This is a genomic window from Enterococcus sp. DIV1337a (genome assembly GCF_051712285.1).
Classification (GTDB): domain Bacteria; phylum Bacillota; class Bacilli; order Lactobacillales; family Enterococcaceae; genus Enterococcus; species Enterococcus faecalis.
In genome coordinates, this window is record NZ_JBIOOP010000001.1 from 1,499,656 (window position 1) to 1,518,777 (window position 19,122).

The window sequence follows — 19,122 nt, forward strand, 5'->3', positions numbered from 1 at the left end:
ATTCATTCTTGATGAACTACACAAAGAAGTCTGACACTTTAAAAAATGTGTCTGTTTATTCTGCAGTCTAAAAGTGCAGCTCTAGACCTTGATTCTTTTCATAAAAGAAGAAACTTGGGCTACAAGTTAAAACTACTTGTAGCCCAAGTTTCTTAGGTAGACTAAATTTATTTTTTCGATTCCACTGTGACAGTAAAATTATCCATAATGAAATCTTTATCGGCACCTGTTGTAAAAATACCAAACGTAGTGTTTCCTGAAGCATCCCCAATTATTTCTGCTTCATAATGCTTGGTTTGACCATCTGCTGCTGTCGAAGTCAACTCACCGACTGGCTTAAAGTCATTGTTATTTTTAAACTCCCCATTAATGGTCCCAGCAGTAAAGACATTCTCACCGTCAGTTTGATAATCAAATTGGACCGTATATTTCTTGTTCGGTTCAAATTTAATATTTTGTGGAATTGTTTGAAGCATCAAACCTGCCCCTTGTTTATGGGCTTTCAAGGACCAGTTGCCGTCTAATACATCTGAAACAAGATTTCCATTCCATCCATATTGTGTGTAAGGTTCATTTCTTTCTGATAAATGAATCCGTGGATCTTCTACACCACCAGCTGAGCCTTTAACAAACGGATATAAACCAACTGCTTGTGAATCTTCAAAATCTTGCTTAATGACTGTTTGTTTGTCTGGGTTCATGATATCAGTTTGACGCTCAACAATTCGTAAATCATCAAATTTTGTAACGGAATTGCCTTTATCAACTGCTAACGTCACCGAGCCTTTTTTGGCATTATCTGGGATTTCAAAATCAATCCGCAACTTTTGCATATACTGTGGATTTTTCCTGCTTGTGTGGTTAATATCTGCCTGAATATAGTTTTGGGCGACCGAATTATTCACTGTCCGCGTATATTTCTTACCACCAATTTTAACAGTTACTGTGGCTTTGCGATCATGTGTTTCTGTGTTTAAATACAAACTATATTTTCCTGGTTTAGGAAGAGTGATGTCTTGTTTGATTTCGGTTCTTTCTTTTTCTGAACTAAAGACATAATCACCGTTGGCATCTATTTTAACCTCACCATCCCCTCGGAAAACTTTCCAGTTATTTTTCAAGGTATTGGCTTCATTAAATCCAGGATCTTTAAATGGTGTTCCTGTTCCAAATGTCATCGGTTCAATACTGTCAGGTTCAGCAATGACATACGGCGTATTCGCCTCGGCTTGGATGGTCACCTGGTTATTTGTAGCGGCAATTGCGCCTTTATCAATACGCCCTTGATCTGTTAATTCATATAAGTGTAAATTCGTTTTTCCTTGCATTTTCTTATCCAATGACCAAGTGCTGGTACCGCCTTTTGGATTCCAATGATATAGTTTGTCTTGACCATTAACATTCCAAGGCAGTAGATACGCATCACCTTTTAGAACTTCTGTCTCATTTAACTTAATGCTTCTTGGTGAATTGGCATCTGCTTGAGTAACGGTCACTTTTTCAGCGCCGTTCGCTAATTTAATCGTGCCATAGATTTGACCATCTTCTGCTGTTGTAGTTTCCCAGTTGGTAATTTGGTAGTGTTGTAAGAACTTAGTTGGGACATTAATGGCAAAAGTTTTTTGGCGATAGATATTAAAATTGGTTTTACCCACCCAACCTTCATAGGCTTCAAATTCGGCTCCACCTAATAGGGGATTGTCGGAAATAATCCAAGTGTCTTTTTGGTGATTCCGAATAAAACGAACGATTGTACTGTTAAAGCCTTTCGTTGTTGTACCGCCGTAATCTTTTTCTGCAGACCAATGGTTCCAAACCGAGTCATACTCTAAAGCATTCGGAAATTCATTGGTTGTAAACCAACCGAGTGAATTAATTTCTTTACTTAGTTGACGACTTGCCCAACCTGATTCGCCTTGATTGCCCCAAACATCAACATAAATATAATCTAGATTCGGTGCTTTTTGTTTTAATTCTTTAAAGCGCTCATAGCGACGACCACTCAATGCATCGGGTCTTTGTTTAATAAAATAAGACGGATCTAACCAATCCCAGCCACGCTTCGTTGGATCAACTAATTCCTCATTAAATCCTTTTGCTTCTGGGTAAGACTCGGTGTCATTAATATGCACACCGAAAACGGCATTTAATTTATGGCCTTCGTCAATTAATTGATTCAACGCTTGTTCCCCACCAGGTCGCTGACCAATAGCACCGTAATCTGGATGCGCAGAATCATGTCCTTCATTTTGATACCCTTTTAGTAAATTCATTTGTCCTAATCCATCTGTTAAATTGTAAATGCGTTTTGATTCGTCTAACGTCACTAAGAATGGGTTTGTCGCCTGACTAGCAAAGTTAAAAGGAATCCGTTGGTTGACTAATTCAGGGACTTTTTCTGCGCCCATTGGATTATTCATGATTGAACGGAACCCAATTGCCGCATCTTGCCAATCCACCCGATTGTCGTCGTTGCTATCTTTTGAGAATTTAACTTTCACTTCTGGTGTTTCTCCAGTTGTGTAATCTGCTGGTGCATCAAATGGTCGATAGGTCCACGCTCCACTTGACAAGCTTGTTACAAAACCAGTCGCTGCTTCTTTCGTTTGTTTATGGATTCGATTGTTGTCACTACCATCGACAGACCCGTCTCCATAGGCGTTCGTCCAAAAACTTGCAGCATAATTCGCTGTATTTAAGAAACCATACATATATTTTTTCGTTTCTTCTTGGCTTATTGTAGTTAAATCTTGGATAGTATCACCATTTTTATTTCCGTTATTTGCATTTGTCCCAGTATTCATCACAACGCCAGCAAAAGTCGCCCCTTCATCTGTACTATTGACAGAAATCAAGCCTTGATTTGGAATTGAAATTGTGTGTATTTTGGTTCCTTCTTCACGAATATCAGAGAGTTTCATAGCTAGTTCTTGGCCCTCTGAAACAGTCAAGGTCGTTGTGAAACGCAGACCAATTTCTGGGACTGCTACGTTATAAACGGCTTGATTTACTTCACTCTTTTGTTTTTCAGCAGTTGCTTGATATGCTTTGCCATCAATCATTACTTGGTCTATTTTCTCGTGTTGGCCATTAAAAATCACTTGATTATTCTGAGGGTCCTCGTAGCGAATAATTCGAGGAAATTGTGGATCAACCACGGCTGTTAAATCTGCGGAAGAGATTTTGTCGCCTTTTTCAGCTTCATCGTCTTTAGCAACAACAACTCTGGCTTTTGCTTTGATGTTTGTATTTTCCAAAGTACCGTCGACTTCAAAAGTTCCTGGTTCTTTGTATGCATCAGGATTGATTTCATCCCAACTGACTGCTTCATTGGTTTCTTTACCAGTATTATAGGTCACTTTTACTTGTTTCGGTAATTTTGGTGCGACACCAATTTTTGTAAAAACTTTGACTGGAGCAATTTGCGTCACTTCTGGCACAATTTCCGGAATACTATCTACAGGGCCATTTTTAAAATAGTCGTAATTGACAATTTTTTTGTCATACCACAAACGGACACCCATATGTCCGGCTTCTGTTGGAATTTTGTCCCCGTTGGCCAAAACAGGTTCTCCTTCGTAAATCAACGTGGTGTTAAGCCAGATAGTAATTTTTTCACCAACATAACGTACTTTCAACAAATAATTCGTATCTTCATTCAACGTTGGTCCAGAAATCGAATCATTCCACGAATTAGGGCTTTCAACTAACCATTTGCCATTCGCGTTATAACCTACAAAAACCCAGCTATCTTTGGCGTTGCCACGAATAATCACACCCGTTCGACCGCTTCCAGCAGTGTATTTAAACCTTGTTTCTACTTCACCATCAGCTAATTTAGGGGAATCTAAATTTAAAGAGACGGCATTATTACCTGCTGCTGCATCTCGTGAAATCGCCAACGACTCTCCTGCTAATTCTCGATTTGTTTTACCAATCACATCTTGCCACTCACCAATTTTCCCTCCTGGAAAATCAGATTGCCACAATTTTTCTTCTGTTGCGGCAGGTTCCACCATTGATGAGCTTGTTTCAGTGCTGCTGTTTGTTGTTTCTTCTGCAGACGTACTCAATGGTACTAAAATCGTTGCGCTTGCCAATAGTGTCAATGTACTAAATCGTTTTATTTTTCCATGTTTCATTTGATAAATCAGCCCCCTAACATTTTTGAACACGCTTTCATTATTAACGATTAAAGGGGCGTTCCAAAAATAAATTCTTTTATTTTTGGAACGTCCTCTCTAAATCATTCTCTTAAACCTTTGATAACTTACGACGACAAGTCAGAATTATTCATCCTCATCATCTACTGCAACATTTAGCAACAATTCATTAACTTTCACAATACTTTCTGCTGATTCCTTAACATAGTCACCTTCAATCGCTAATAAACTTGCATTTACATAGCTGATAACCATCGGTAAATTCATCCCTGTATATAAGTCAAACGAAGCACCTTGCATAATTTTTTTGGATAAAATATTACAAGGTGTCCCCCCTAATAGATCAGCAAAGACAACAAAATCTTCTAACGATTCCGTAATCGCTTCAAATTTTTCTAAAAAGTCAGCTTCTCCTTCTTCTGGTAATAAAGCAACAGTGGAAATTGTTGCTTGCGGTCCCATAATCATCTCCGCACTTTTTTTCAATTCCTCGCAAAAACGGCCATGACTTACTAAAACTAAATGTGTACTCATCGATTTTCTCCTGTCTTACTTATTTTGAAATAACACCTAACGCAGACAATGCGACACAGACAATTAATACGATAAAAATGGCTTTAGTAGACGTCATATTCTTTTTACCTAGCATCCAGTAAACGCCACCGACAATTCCTGCAGGTAGTAGACGTGGTAAAATCATATCCAAGTTATTTTGCATGTTAAGTGTTACATCCCCAATACTTGGTGCCCATGATAGTTTCACATTAACCATCGTTGCCACTAAAGCGCCAACCATGAAGACCCCTAGTAAAGTTGCAGCATCTGTTAAGGCAGTTAAGCGGTGTTGCATAGTTGTTACCAAAGAAATTCCTTCGCGATACGCAAATTCCAATTGTTTCCAACGGAAGACCATCACCGCAATTTGAGCAACAATCCAGATAAAGATACCAGTTGGGTTACCATTAATCGCCATGTTGGCAGCTAGGGCCCCAAAAATAGTTGGAATTAAAGCTGCGAAAATTGAATCCCCAATTGCTGCAAACGGTCCCATTAAACCAGTTTTCAAACCTGAAACTGTTTGTTTTCCAGCAATGCCTTCTTTTTCTTCAATGGCCAAATCGATCCCTGTAATAATTGTATTAAAGAAGTTTGAAGTATTGAAAAATTGCGTATGCGTTTTCATCACTTCTTTTAATTCAGGCGTATCATCCCCATAAATTTTACGCAATTGTGGCAAAATCGTATACAAGTAACCTGATCCTTGCATTCTTTCGTAGTTCCAACCTAATTGGAAAGTAAACAAGCTTCTGCGATTAATTTGTTTAAAATCTTCTTTCGTCAATTTATAATTAGATTTCGTCATCTTCAATCTCTCCTTCGTCTGAATCATTCGCTGCATGTTCTTTTTTGGCTGCTGGCCCACTCGGAATCATTTGGCCATTTTTGTAGCTAATTGCGGCTAAAGCGAAACCAATTAAAGCGACTGCTAGCATTGGTAGTGCGTTAAATACACCACTGAAGTCTTTCACAACGCTCGCAACAGATGTTCCTAAAAGTTGCATGTTTGTAAAGATTGTTCCTAGTAAAGCAGTTACAGTGAAACCAAGAATTAAATAAGGGAAATGTTTTTTCACTGGTAAGTAACGTAGTAAAATTGCAAAACCGACCGCTGGTAAGACCGCCCCAGCAACAGACAAGCCATCACCTAACCATTTCAAATCGCCATTTAGGACAGATACAACTTTTTGTACTAAACCACCACCAAAAGCAAGTGCTAAGAAGACTGGAATCATTCGAGAAAGAGACCAAGGTAAGGCACCCATTAAGAAGTTACGCTCAATTCCTTTATAGTTCATATCTTCGACCATTTTATCAATCCGATGTGCAAAGTAGGTATTCGCAAAACGAGCCAAAATGTCTAATTGAATCATTAAACTAGCAACTGGTACTGCAATAGCAGCGATTGCTTGTTCAGGGTTCATTCCTAAAGACACAGAAAATGCTGTGGCAAGAATCGTGCCTGAGTTAGCATCAATTTTAGAGGCACCCCCGAAAGTCCCCACTCCTAATACAGTTAATTGCATACTTCCACCAATAATAAGTCCTGCTTTAATATCCCCCATCACTAATCCTGCAAAAAGACCGGCAAACACTGGCGCACTTAATGAAGAATAAATTTGTAATTCATCTAAAATTTGGTATCCTGCGTATAATGTTAATAATAAGATCTGCCACCATAAGATATTCATTTTTTGTTCCCTCCTATTTTGTTATCAAACTCATAAAGTCTTCCGCTTTGTCACTTGGCACCATTTGAGCAATCAGATGGACGCCTTTAGCATTTAACTCTTTAAAAACCTCAATATCTTGATCGACCACATTGATTGACTTAGTAATCGACCGTGTTTCGTTTGTTTGTGACATGTTCCCAACATTGATTTCTTTAATCGGTACCCCAAGTTCTACTAGTTTTAATAAACGATCTGGTTTCCGTACCACAATTAGTAAACGTTGTGAGTCGTACTTTCCTGCTAAAATATTTTGAGCAGCTTTTTCAACTGGTAACACGCTTAGTTTCACGCCAGCTGGTGTTGCTAATTTCAAGCCACTTTTTTCAATGGCATTCCCTGCAACTTCATCATCAACGACCATAATTCTGGAAATATTCAATTTTGTCGCCCATAAATTTGCCACTTGTCCATGAATCAAACGTCCATCAATTCTTACGCCAATAATACTCATTGTCATCCCTCTTTCATTTCTTTATATAGTGGTTCTTTTACTAACTGAATTTCTGGTTGGTACGTTCCTTCCGTTTCAAAAATGACGATCTCATTTTGCCCTTCTTTTAATAATCCTTTGGGAATATATAAGGAAAGCGTCGGGCCAACATTCCAGAAACGACCAAGATTAATTTGGTTAACAAAAACAATTCCTTTGCCGAATTTAGAAACATCAATAAATGTATCTTTCACTTCTGCTAACTCCACATGATACTGGTAAAAGCTCGGTTGATCAGGTTGCCATTCTCTTGAATAGTCTACCTGTTCACAACTTGTCATAGGTAAACAATATTGTTGCCATTGCGTCATAAAATGTAAATCCGCCATAACACCCGTTCGAATCCCTTTTTTCTGAGTATCTGCAAATAGTTTATGCCCGTAATTGACACGACCCATATTTTCCATTAAAACATCGATTTGATTATTCTCTTGTGGCAATGTAACGTAAATATCTTCACCGATTTCCGTTTGATATTGCGTTGCTTGATGTACCTGATTGACAAATAATTGCAGACGATCACGACCGTCAATCACTCTTAGCTTTTCTTCTGCAGCATCTTTTTCAATGCTTGTTCGGTAAAGAAGATAGCCGGTATTTTGTCCTAATTGTTCCATGGTTTGCGGATAAACGCTGACCACTGGCTGACTAATCGTTTCTAAAGTCGCAAATAAACTCACTTTGTTTGTTAAAGGAATTGCTGTTTGCGCAAAAGAATCTTTTACTAATGGCTCAGCTTGTGGTAGCGCAGGATACTCCTCGTGAAGCATTTTTTGTAACGCAAAATACTTTGCGGTTGGGTTTCCTTGTTCATCAAGTGGCGCATCATAATCATAGGAAGTGATTTGTGGTAAATCAATGGTTCCTCGTGCGGAGCAGCCATTCATAAACCCAAAATTGGTGCCGCCATGAAACATATATAAGTTGATACTGCCTAATGCTAATGCTTCTCTAACTGACTCAGCCAATTCTTGCGGATCTCGTTTAATAATTGGCTCTTTCCAACGATTAAACCAGCCATCCCAAAATTCCATACACATTAACGGCCATTTTTTACCATGTTCTTCAAAAAAGGCTTGCATCATACCGAAATTTTCTTTGGCTTTTGAGCCAAAATTCCCGGTTACTAAAATATCATCTTCAATCATGCTACCTGCCCGCAATGTTGCGCGCCACGGCCCGTCAGAAGTAAAAAATGGTACTGTCACGCCACGTTCAATCATTAAATCACGAATCGCTCGTAAATACGCTTTTTCTTCGCCAAATGAACCATATTCGTTTTCGATTTGAATCATTAAAATATTGCCACCGTTAGCAAGTTGATGCGGAACAATTTTTTCCATTAAAACATCATAATATTCCGCAACATGCTTCAGATAGGTTGAATCATTTGAACGCATCCGTCCTGGTAAATTTAATAACCATGCTGGAAAACCGCCAAACTCCCATTCTGCACAAATATAAGGAGACGGCCGCACAATCGCATATAGTCCAAGTTCTTGTGCTAATTTTAAAAAGCGCTCCAAATCTAATATTCCCTCAAAATGAAATGTTCCCTTTTGCGGTTCATGTAAATTCCATGGCACATATGTCTCAACTGTATTGAAGCCTAAAGCTTTCAAATTATAAAGTGAATGATACCAATCTGAGGGATCTACACGAAAATAATGAATAGCGCCTGATAAAATTTTAAATGGTTGACCATTTAAAAGAAATTCCTCTTTAATTTCAAATCTGTCCACATTGCCACCCTTTCTAGTAAACGCTTTCAATTCCTGGATAATTGCTAAGTAAAGAAAGCTCTTTATTTAGCAATTTCAACTACTTGGATGTTCATAAGATGTTTCTTCACGTTCTCTACGTCTACATGCCCAGTCGTTCTTTCTTGGGCATTAGCCATTCCGGCCGCCATGCCCCATTTTAGCAGTTCAGAAGCTAGGGCATCCTTCGCTAGTCCATATGCCAGACCAGCAATGGTTGCATCTCCTGAACCAACAGGATTTTTAGCTTGAATCGTTGGAATTTTTACACGGTAGAACTGATCGTGGTGTTTGGCAATTGCACCATCTTTTCCTAAAGACACGACAATCCATTCAATTCCAGCAAACATTGGTTTTGTTAAAGCTGTTTGTACAGTTGCTAACGGATTTTCTGAAAAATCTTGCTCTAGCAATCCTTCTAGTTCCTCTAAATTAGGTTTAATTAAATACGGTTTCCATGGTCCTTGAAGAACTTGCCTTAAACTATCACCAGAAGTATCTAGTAGCACTTTAACCTCTTGTGCGTGAGCTTTTTGAACTAATTCTTGATAAAAATTTGATGGTAATCCTTTCGCCAAACTTCCAGAAATTGTGACAATTTCTGCTTGCTTAATTAATTGATCGAAATTTTCAAGGAAGTCGCTGATTTCTTCTGGGGAAACAGTCGGTCCAGCTTCTAAAATTTCAGTTTGCTTCCCCTCGTGCAAAATCGCAATCGAATCACGCGTTTCTTCTTTGATTGACGTAAATGCTTGGGGGATGTTTGCTTTCTTTAACTCGTTTGCAATAAACGCCCCATGAAAACCACCAAGAACGCCGGTAGCGATAACATCTCCACCTAAATCATGAATAACGCGAGTGACATTTAGTCCTTTGCCACCAGGGGTTTTTGTCACCTGACTGGTCCGATTAACGGTATCAAGCTTTAGATGATCTAATAGGTAGGAGATGTCAATTGACGGATTCATTGTTACTGTTACTATCACAGCTATGCCTCCCAATTACCCTTCGTTTACTTGAACTTTTGCATGCCAAGAGCTGGCGGTTGCTGCGATGACTTCATTTAAACTTTCAATGTTTTCTCGGCCTTCTGTTTTTAACCAATCACAAGCCGCAGTTTCTCCTGCTTCAACGAAAGGTTTCACGCCATTTTTCCACGTAGCACGGCCACATAAAACACCATTAAATGTTGAACTAGCTTCTTTAGCGAAACGTAGTGTTTCTTGGAATAGCTCTGTTGAGACACCGGCACTTAAAAAGATAAATGGTAAATCAGTGGCTTGACTTTGTTCTAAGAAATAATTCGCCGCTTCCTCTTTTGTATACGCTGTTTCAGCCGGCGCAAAACCTTCTACAAAATTCATATTAACTGGAACTTCCACTTTCAATACATCTACTTTATATTGGGGTTTAGAAAATTCTTTCATCATTTCATTCACTTTATGCGGTTTAACTTTTGCATATTCTAAAGAAGTTGCATCTGCTATTTGTGCATCGTAAGAAACTAATTCTAAGTAAAATGGTAGGTCTTCTTCTGCACATTCACTCCCTAAGCGTTCAATAAATACATGTTTTTGATGATTGATTTCTGGATCCTCATCCACATCATAGTAGAGTAAAAATTTAATCGCATCTGCGCCTTCTTCTTTCAAGCGTAAAACAGACCAATCTGCTAGTAAATCAGGCAATCGTCCCGGAGTTGTTGCATCATAGCCCGTTTTTTCATAAGCGAGTAACAATCCAGCCTCGGTATCGCGTGCTTTTGCAGCAGGTAATCCATATTCTGGATCCAATAAAATGGCGGACGCATAAGGTGTCAATTCTTTCGAGACTAATTCTTTAAACGTTTCAATTTGTGCATCAGTTGGCTCTACATCTAGCGCTTTGATCATTTTTTTCAAGGCACCTCGTTGATCAATGGCTAATGCGCTAATGATTCCTTCTTGGGTTGACAAACGATCCATTGCCGCTTTTTTTCCAGCTGTTAACGTAAGCATAGTTCCTCCTCCAAATGTTGTATTATTTATAGTCATAAATCGTTACGCCTTTAACCACACGATTCACTGTACCTGTCGGTGAAGGGGTATCCGGTTTATTTCCAACTTTAATAGATGTTAAAAGTGCGACTGTTTGGGCTACCATGATATCTGCTAATGCTAAATAGCCATCAGGTAACAGCGCTGTTTCTGCGGAATATTCAATAGTCGAACCTGTGAAATTACGTTTGCCAGGTTGAGCAATCGCAAAAACACCCGCCGCAATTTCGTCACCGTGAACTTCTTCTAAGATATCCAAGTCATAATCTCTTGTGTATGGTGTATTATTAACAAAGCCAAACATTATTGTTTTTTCATTAATAAATGATTTTGGTCCATGACGGAAGCCCATGGAAGAGTCAAAAATCGTGGCAACTTTGCCGGCTGTTAGTTCTAAAATTTTCAATTGTGCTTCTCTTGTCAAACCAGCTAAACTTCCAGAACCAACATAAACAATTCGTTCAAAATCAAGGTTAACAATTTCATTTAATTCTTCTTCACGAGATAACACTTCTTCACCCAATTTTATTAAAGCGGTTACATAATCTTGTTTTTGCTCAAAGGTTGTTTGATCAAAGAGTAGTAATGTGCCTAAGGTCATGCAAGAAAAACTACCAGTCATTGCAAAACCACCATCATTGGAACGTGTTGGCATTAAGAATAAAAAGCTGTTCTCTTCTTTTTGGCTTATTTGTGCCAGTTGTCCTTCTTCGGCACAAGTAATCGCTAAATGATGAATTGTTTCAACCGCTTGATTAGCCACTTCAACTGCCGCTAAACTTTCAGGGCTATTCCCACTTCTTGCAAACGAAACTAACAATGTTGGTTCGTCTTTAATCAGATAATCTTCTGGTTTGGCCACAATATCGGTTGTCCCGATACTCTCGAATGAAAAGGCTTGTGTGTCGCCGTGTGCTCGGAGATAAGGTACAACAGTATCACCGACATATTGCGAAGTTCCTGCTCCTGTAAAAATTACTCTTGTGCGTTTCCCTTGCGCTTTCGCTTGGACTTCTTTTAAAAAGTTTTCCAAAGCTGCTTGATTTTTATGATACAGGGTCACGGTTTCTTGCCAAAGCTCAGGTTGCTGACGAATTTCACGTGTCGTGATTTCCGCTCCTAACTGTTCTAGTTCTTCTTTTTCTGCTGTAAACATACTAAACTCTCCTAACTATTCCGAATATGGCGTATCTGATAATGAAATTGGTCTGCTCGCGCCACACTCAACGTAAATTCAATAATTTCATTTTTCATGTTATATGTCTGACGTGCTAAATGAAGGACTGGCGCTCCTTCTGGAATCATCAATAATTTGGCATCTTCTTTTGAAGCAATACTAGCGTATAATTCTTCATCAGCTAAGCGTATGGTTTGCTTAAAATCTTCCGAAAACAGATCATATAATGGTTTGCTACGTAACAATTGATCCGTGAGTGATAAGAAAAATTTCACAGGCAAGTATGTGTCTTCAACCATTAATGGCTCGTTATCAGCAATCCGCAACCGACTTAATTTAAAAACTGCCTCTCCTAACGAAAGATTCAAATGCTGACAAATAAATTTATCCGCTTCCAATTTTTCGAAGGATAAAATACGCGTATGCGGTTTTCGGCCGAGTCCTTTCATTTGTTCTGTAAAACTATAGGCGCCAGCTAAATCAGCGGCCTCTTTTTTTATATCTGAAACAAATGTTCCTTTGCCATGACGGCGATAGATGGAACCTCTATTTTCTAGTTCTTGTAGCGCTAACCGGACCGTCGTCCGACTCACCCCATATTGTGCAGTCAATTCACGTTCTGAGGGCAACTTGTCATGAGGAATCATGCATGTTTCGATTCGTTCCTGCAGCAAATCGACAAGTTGATGATACAAAGCTTTGTTTTTAAAGGCATTTTCCATAACTTTCTCCTTTACCTTAACTGGTTATAACCACAAACCAATAGTAAGGTGGTTTTTTTTATTTTGTCAATAAAAAGCATCAATAAATATCTTTACATCGCCACACCCCCTGTATAACAGCGTTTGCATTTTTTTATTTTTCTTTGTTTTAATATTTTTTTCCTAAAGAAATCACCTTGTTATAAAAAACCATCCTTAAATATGATACCAGTTAATAAAAAAAAAGATTCTCTAAACGAGAATCTTTTTTCATATATAGCTAGAGGTATCTTTTATTTTTTTAATTTCGGTGTACCGTACATTTTAGGTGTAACAGGCTTTAAGTTAGGAGCTTTCCCTTCAATTTTTGGTTCTTTCAACCATTGGTATTCTCCTTCTCCATCTAATGCTTTACCACTAGCCCATGAGCCTTGACTGCTTTCATCTCCTTCAGAAAAGTTATAGAAATCATAGGCAATATCCAAACGTTCTTCTTCTCTAGGAAAAGTACTTGGAACTAAGATAGAGCCCTCTTTTGTTTCCAGTTCCTTCACTGCGCTTGCCCATAAATTTTGGTGATAGCTATCTCTAGCTAAAAGGACAGAAAGTAAATCTTTCACTCCACGGTCATCAATCATTTCATAAATTCGAGCAACTTGTAAGCGTCCTTGGGATTCTGCATTTAAATTAGCACGAAAATCAGCTAACATGTTCCCACTAGCAATAATGTACCCACCACTCCAGGGATTTCCAACGCTATCTGCGGGACGTGGCCCTAAACCAGCAACAATCGCATGCTGGGGATTCATTCCAGAAATGATTGCCCCAATTGTTGGATCTTTTTTCATTGCTTCTTCTTGGTCTTCCACTGGCGCTCCTTCAAGTAGACGAGCGACCATTGTCGCAAGCATTTCAACGTGGCCCAACTCTTCAGTAGCAATATCCATTAACATATCTTTATACTTTTCTTCTCCACGACAGCTCCATCCTTGGAATAAATACTGCATTGCTACACTCATTTCACCGTACTGTCCACCAATTAATTCTTGAAGATACTTTGCAATTAACGGATTCGGTTTGTCTGGTTTCGCCTCAAACTGTAATTCTTTTTGATGTCTAAACATGATTCATCCTCCTATATAATAAATTTTAATTCCTCTTTATTTTGAATAATCTTTTTTGTAAAGATGGTAACCAAAGGCCACTGCGATAATGAGCGCACCTAGGACGACTAATAAAAAACCTAGCCCAGAACTTTTACCTGGTAAGCCACCGGTATTCATACCCCAGATGCCAGCAATCATCGCTGGAATTGAAATAATTAATGCCGCTGAATCAAGATATTTCATTAAATGGTTTAATTGGTTATCCATCATTCCGCTAAAAAGATTGCCAATACTTTCTAAAAGGTCTCTATAAATCGAAATCATTTTTTCGGTTTGTCGTTGTCTCAATTGAACGTCATAAAGTAGTTTTTTATCGGATAATCGCTGAACAAACTGGGAAGATTGCCAGAGTAATTCTAAGGTGCTTTTTTGATCCCTTAACGTATGATCAATGTAAACGATTTCTCTTTCTAAATCAGCTTGTTTGTACAATTCCTCGTTTTCTGTAGTCATACGTGCTTTTTTATCTAGACGATCGATCCGTTGTTTCTTTTCCTTCAACTCCTCTACGTAATGTGAGTAGATATCTAAAATCGCATACGTTATTAATTTCTCAAATGTATCTATTTTGTAATCATATTTTTCTAATAAACGATCAAAAAAATGATTGTTTCCATTAGTACATGTAATTAAAAGGTTTTCTGAAGAAATAAACGAAATAGGTACTATACGTTCCTCAATGTTCTTGCCCTCTTTCAAAAGATTCATAAGCACTAGCGAAATCGGTTGTTTCAACATCGTATCCGAAAGAGTTTCAAAACGAGAAACTTCTTCTGGATACGACGTACCTACAAAAATATCTTGAGGAAAATTATACTCTTTAATTATTCTTTCAATTACCTTGTTTTCACTAGTGTCAATGACTAACCAGTTAAAATCTTTTTCTTCTGTCTCCCTCACTCGTTCCCCACCAATAAAGTAGTACTTGGGCATTATAAATCTCTCCTTCTAAAAAATATTTCGAGTAAACACACAATGCCTGGCGCAAATTAATCTTCTTTACGTCTCCACTTTTCTGCAGTAATTAATTGAGGTGTACCTCTATTATTCTAAATAACAAGGGTTATTGAACATGCTCAACAGCTTTACTATTTTTGGCATAAGAAAGATATTTACTAAATGTTTTTGCACATCGAAAGGCAGTCATATTCGCGTATTGGTCATAATAATATTTTGTTCTGCCTTGAAATTCTTTGGTCCAAGGTTTGACATGGCCAGTAAAGTGGATAATGGATGGTGCTCTTCTCGTTTCTTCATATTGTCTTTCTCCGTATATTGTTGGATGCCTTTTCGCTTTTGACATTATATAGCCTTGTGCGTTCCACTTGGGATGTAACAGGGTCCAACGATCATGTAAAATAGCATTCAATGCATCTTGATCATGGAAACGTAATTTTTCTGGATTTTGTTCAATAAATGTTAAGACTTTAGTAGTTACATCTAAATCCAACCATTTTTTAACATCGATTAGCAACAAGCCTGAGTTAAAATAACACATAGATTCTGCGGGAATCGCCATTTTTTCCAAACGTTGGTGGAAACCTGCATCTTCAACAGCGGCGACAATATTTTCACCTAAATCTACTGTCCATAATTTTGCGACATCATCCAAGGCAATCATGTCACAATCCATATATAAAAGCCGGTCAATATGGCTTCCTCTAAATAACTCTGGAATTGCAATTCTATAATAGGCTGTTTCGGGAATCCGCTCACTTGTTACAACGTTTTTGAAAAAGTGAGGATTAATTTTTAAAAATGTTAACTCTGCGTTGATTTGTGTATGTTTAATCGTAAAATACAGTAGCTGCTTGCTTTCAAAGTTGATATTGTCATCAATCACATAAAAATGAACAGCGGCCGCTGAGGGACTATTTTTTAAAATTGAAACAAACATAGCAGCAAGATGTGGTACAAAGTTGGTATTGCAACAAGAGACGATTGCTAGTTCTTTTCTATTTTCCATTTTTTGCACCTACTTTCTTTAGCTTGTTTAGATAAAGAGCTGTATAAGGATGATTTTCTAATGTATTCCAAGGTTTATCATGACCAGTAAAATGAATAATCGCTGGTTCTTGATTTCCCGCTGTATATAATTTTTGGTAGGCTTCATTCGGCGCTTCATGACGATTAAATACTAAAGATGTCTGCATATTCCATCTCGGTTCTAAGGCTAACCAATCTTCATAAAGAACGGCGTTTAAGGCATCTTGATCATGATAGACAATCCGATCTCCGTTTTCTTCTAGATACTGAATTGTTTTTTGGGTGATTGCTTTCTCGTTCCACCGATCAACATCAATAATCATGACCCCTGAATTAAAATAATAATCGGATGAATGGATACCCAAACGTTTTAAGGCATATGCTTGACCAGGGTCAATCACTGCGCCAATCGTTTGGTTCGCTAATGGCGTATCATACAACTGGACAATATCATCTAAAACAAGCGTGTCTGCATCTAAATAAAGGACTTTTTTATAGCTATATTTTTGTAAAATTGATGGCAAAGAAATTCGTAAGTAAGCGGTCGTTGTAATATGGTCACTCACTAAAAAATTTTGATAGACTTCTTTGTCTACTGTTAAGAATTCAACAGTCGCACTTTGTGAATAACTACTAACCGTCTCTTGGAGTGCTTTTTTGCTAGATATAGATAATCCATCATCAATCACATAGAAATGAATTGACCTATTCGAATGACAATTTTCTAAAACAGTCGTTATCATCACATTCAAATAAGGAGCATAATTTTCGTCTGAAGCTGTCACAATTGGCACAATCTTCTGTGTTTTTCTCATCAAAACCACTCTCCTCTTTCATCTTTTTATAGCTAAGTTCATAACCAGAATAGGACTGAAAAAATATTTATGCAAATGATACGCTTTGACAAACATAATTAAATTATAAAAAAAATATATTTTATTACTATTAAAAAATATTTATGAGGAAACAAAAAAAATCATATACTCTTATTTTACGGACATATTATACGCAATAAAACCTATATAATACTATTCCTACTATTTTTTATTTTTGATAAAAACAACCATTCGAAATCCCCTTATTTATTTTAATATTTTTTAAAATAGTATTACCAATAAAAAACTGACTACTCAGTTAAGTAGTCAGTTTTTTTATTCAATGATCTTTAAAAATATTCTAATTTTTAAGGCTTAACTTCTGATAACCGCCATCTAACATTTCCTGAATACCGTCCCGGTATAACTTTTAAAGGATCAGCTTTAAAACGAAAATAGAGATCATAATCATTTAAACTTTTAGTTATATTCTTACCTTCTACTTCTTGCTTTAGAATTAACTGTTCATCTTTGGTTAATTGAAAAAGTAATGTTTGAGTATTCTTTTCAAAAAAACAAAGTGACACGTCTTGTCCCCAGTTTTCTATTTGTTCAACGATAGTTGCTAGTTGTCCACTTAATTCCCAAGAATGACTGCTTGTATTTGTAATCGTCAGCAAATCGTTCTCCTGTAAATTTTCTATTTTCATATAAAAATAGCCATCTTCACGCTTCGTTTGAACTAATTCGTTGATTGTCAAAGTGTTGCCAACAAAAGCTGTAGGAACTGTTGCTAATTCTACAATTCCTTTGAAATCAATGGCTTGAATTTTGGTTTCTGATTGATTTCCTTCAGCATCTACTGTATACATACCTACGTAATACATTTTTTCGGGTTGAAGCTGTGAAGTCTCGTATTCAATAGTTGTTTCAAAGTTCTCCGTTAAATTTTCTCTCGAAAGATGTGCTTTTTCAGAAAAGGTAGTCGTAGCTAATTCTTCTTCTGAAACGATAGGACTCATAAACAGTTTAGTTGAAGTGGAATTTTCATCTTCAATTTGAACAGGCAGATAGGCCTTTCGTTTTTGTCGTACAATTTGAGGAGACTGAGCTGCCTCCGTTGCAGAAGAATGACCAGTTGTAATTGTCGGCATCCATTTCCCTGTTAGCTTGTAATAATGGACAGCGGGATCACCGGTAGTCACTGGTTTAGAAAAAGCATTCCCGGAAAAAGTACTAGAAACAGGAATAGTTAAATCCAGCCGGCTATTTATTTGAACGAACTTGTTTTTCACTTTGAAATAAAGACCATACAACGTGCCTCTTTCAAGTGCCGGTAATGTAATAACTATTTTGTCTTTTTCTCTTGTAAAAGCAAGTGCTTGTCCCCCCGTTGGTTGAGCGCCTGTACCTATTTCTTGAGCACTCCCGAAGTAAACCTTATTCTCTAGCACTTCAAAGTTATCAGGGAGTGTCATTTGAATCCTCGTCCCGGCTTGTAGACGAAGTAAATCACTTGTTTGTAAATAATCAATCGCTGTCATATACGTGATTTCTTGACTTCTGTCGACCGAATGAACTTCATTTTGAGGAATCCCAGTATCTGCTAGCAATTGGTTATCCGCTGATTGTACGACACCCATACGTAATTGCAAATCTACCAGCCCTTCCACATTTGTAAATGAAATAGCTTTTGCTTGTGCATAGCCCCCATTTGCTCCAGTAAACCCAAAATAAACACGTTTATTTTCATTTAAGCCTAAGTTATTTTTAAACTCCGTATCCACAGGAATCGTAATATTTAAGGCATAATCAGGAACAGAATAGGTAAATGTTCCCGCTTCTCGTTTAAATTCCACGACAAATTTATGCCACTTACTATCAGATAAATCTGCCACTCCTTTTTCATTTCGGTGATGAAGAACTTTGTCAATCTTAAAAATACCATCTTTTGTATAAGAAGTTTCTGCCCCCGGATAAGCCCAGGCAATATGATGGCCTTTGGAACTTGTATCACGATCCATCATGCCATCATTTGCAATAAGATTACTATTATTGTTATAGAAGGTGTCAAATTCAATCGCCACACTGTTAGGAATTGCCCCTTTACTTAGCGGTGTAGAATCTCCTGTGTTTGCCCATACCCCAATCGTTGGACCAGTTTCTGCGGCTATTGCTGTCGGACCATTACTTTGCATAACAAACGTTAATCCATCACTATCATTTGCTACATTTTCAATATAAAAAGCCATCTCAATTTTAAAATCATTTGTGAAACTCACTGGATTATTAAACCAAACTGCCCCACTAGAACTCGGTGTTGTATCATTAATCTGAACATAGCGGTGATTTTCAGATCCACTTGGACTTCCCGCTTTTCCTACCGTCGAAATCATCGTTTGATCGATTGGTAATGTCTCAAATTCTGGTTCAATGATTGCCGCTAACCCTTCACTGGGGAAGAAAAATAGACCACCAAAGAAAAGTGGTAAACAGGAAAGCAAAAAAAACAAAACGCTTAATTTGCTGGGCTTCAT

At 37.7% G+C, this 19,122-nt stretch carries 15 protein-coding genes; all 15 read right to left on the reverse strand.

Features of this window, described 5'->3' with window-relative positions; genetic code table 11:
• Positions 1-167: 167 nt before the first annotated feature.
• The 15 genes from IGL49_RS07260 to IGL49_RS07330 all read right to left on the reverse strand — a co-directional run bounded on the left by IGL49_RS07260 (position 168) and on the right by IGL49_RS07330 (position 19,122).
• Positions 168-4,142 (reverse strand): endo-alpha-N-acetylgalactosaminidase family protein, encoded by a 3,975-nt coding sequence (locus tag IGL49_RS07260; protein ID WP_104854044.1) that lies wholly within the window; start codon positions 4,140-4,142, stop codon positions 168-170.
• A 147-nt stretch (positions 4,143-4,289) separates the two neighbouring features.
• Positions 4,290-4,697 (reverse strand): PTS sugar transporter subunit IIA, encoded by a 408-nt coding sequence (locus tag IGL49_RS07265; RefSeq protein ID WP_104854045.1) that lies wholly within the window; start codon positions 4,695-4,697, stop codon positions 4,290-4,292.
• 19 nt (positions 4,698-4,716) lie between these two features.
• Complete coding sequence (locus IGL49_RS07270) at positions 4,717-5,526, reverse strand: PTS system mannose/fructose/sorbose family transporter subunit IID (protein ID WP_002357254.1); 810 nt, start codon at positions 5,524-5,526, stop codon at positions 4,717-4,719.
• Entirely contained in the window at positions 5,513-6,412 is a 900-nt protein-coding gene (locus tag IGL49_RS07275) for a PTS mannose/fructose/sorbose/N-acetylgalactosamine transporter subunit IIC (protein ID WP_002357253.1), read from the reverse strand. The genes IGL49_RS07270 and IGL49_RS07275 overlap by 14 nt, the downstream gene beginning before the upstream one ends.
• A gap of 13 nt (positions 6,413-6,425) precedes the next feature.
• A complete protein-coding gene (locus IGL49_RS07280) occupies positions 6,426-6,905 on the reverse strand; it encodes a PTS system mannose/fructose/N-acetylgalactosamine-transporter subunit IIB (protein WP_002361968.1) in 480 nt (159 codons plus the stop codon).
• A 2-nt stretch (positions 6,906-6,907) separates the two neighbouring features.
• A complete protein-coding gene (locus IGL49_RS07285) occupies positions 6,908-8,716 on the reverse strand; it encodes a glycoside hydrolase family 35 protein (protein ID WP_174108271.1) in 1,809 nt (602 codons plus the stop codon).
• A gap of 32 nt (positions 8,717-8,748) precedes the next feature.
• Positions 8,749-9,690: a hexose kinase gene (locus IGL49_RS07290; protein ID WP_104854047.1), complete on the reverse strand. Its 942-nt coding sequence runs from the start codon at positions 9,688-9,690 to the stop codon at positions 8,749-8,751.
• 15 nt (positions 9,691-9,705) lie between these two features.
• Entirely contained in the window at positions 9,706-10,701 is a 996-nt protein-coding gene (gene lacD / locus IGL49_RS07295; protein WP_104854048.1) for a tagatose-bisphosphate aldolase, read from the reverse strand.
• A gap of 22 nt (positions 10,702-10,723) precedes the next feature.
• Positions 10,724-11,896, reverse strand: a complete 1,173-nt coding sequence (agaS, locus tag IGL49_RS07300) for an SIS domain-containing protein (protein ID WP_104854049.1) — start codon at positions 11,894-11,896, stop codon at positions 10,724-10,726.
• An 11-nt stretch (positions 11,897-11,907) separates the two neighbouring features.
• Positions 11,908-12,639 carry a GntR family transcriptional regulator gene (locus IGL49_RS07305; protein ID WP_104854050.1) on the reverse strand — a complete coding sequence of 244 codons (732 nt, stop codon included), beginning with the start codon at positions 12,637-12,639 and terminating at the stop codon, positions 11,908-11,910.
• A 272-nt stretch (positions 12,640-12,911) separates the two neighbouring features.
• Positions 12,912-13,742, reverse strand: a complete 831-nt coding sequence (locus tag IGL49_RS07310; RefSeq protein ID WP_104854051.1) for a manganese catalase family protein — start codon at positions 13,740-13,742, stop codon at positions 12,912-12,914.
• Between the two features lie 36 nt (positions 13,743-13,778).
• Complete coding sequence (locus tag IGL49_RS07315; protein ID WP_104854052.1) at positions 13,779-14,717, reverse strand: magnesium transporter CorA family protein; 939 nt, start codon at positions 14,715-14,717, stop codon at positions 13,779-13,781.
• A gap of 130 nt (positions 14,718-14,847) precedes the next feature.
• Positions 14,848-15,750 (reverse strand): glycosyltransferase family 8 protein, encoded by a 903-nt coding sequence (locus IGL49_RS07320; RefSeq protein ID WP_104854053.1) that lies wholly within the window; start codon positions 15,748-15,750, stop codon positions 14,848-14,850.
• The gene (locus tag IGL49_RS07325) at positions 15,740-16,585 is read right to left on the reverse strand and encodes a glycosyltransferase family 8 protein (RefSeq protein WP_104854054.1); all 846 of its coding nucleotides are present in this window, start codon (positions 16,583-16,585) and stop codon (positions 15,740-15,742) included. Before IGL49_RS07325 ends, IGL49_RS07320 begins: the two co-directional genes overlap by 11 nt.
• Before the next feature lie 368 nt (positions 16,586-16,953).
• Complete coding sequence (locus IGL49_RS07330) at positions 16,954-19,122, reverse strand: L-type lectin-domain containing protein (protein WP_104854055.1); 2,169 nt, start codon at positions 19,120-19,122, stop codon at positions 16,954-16,956.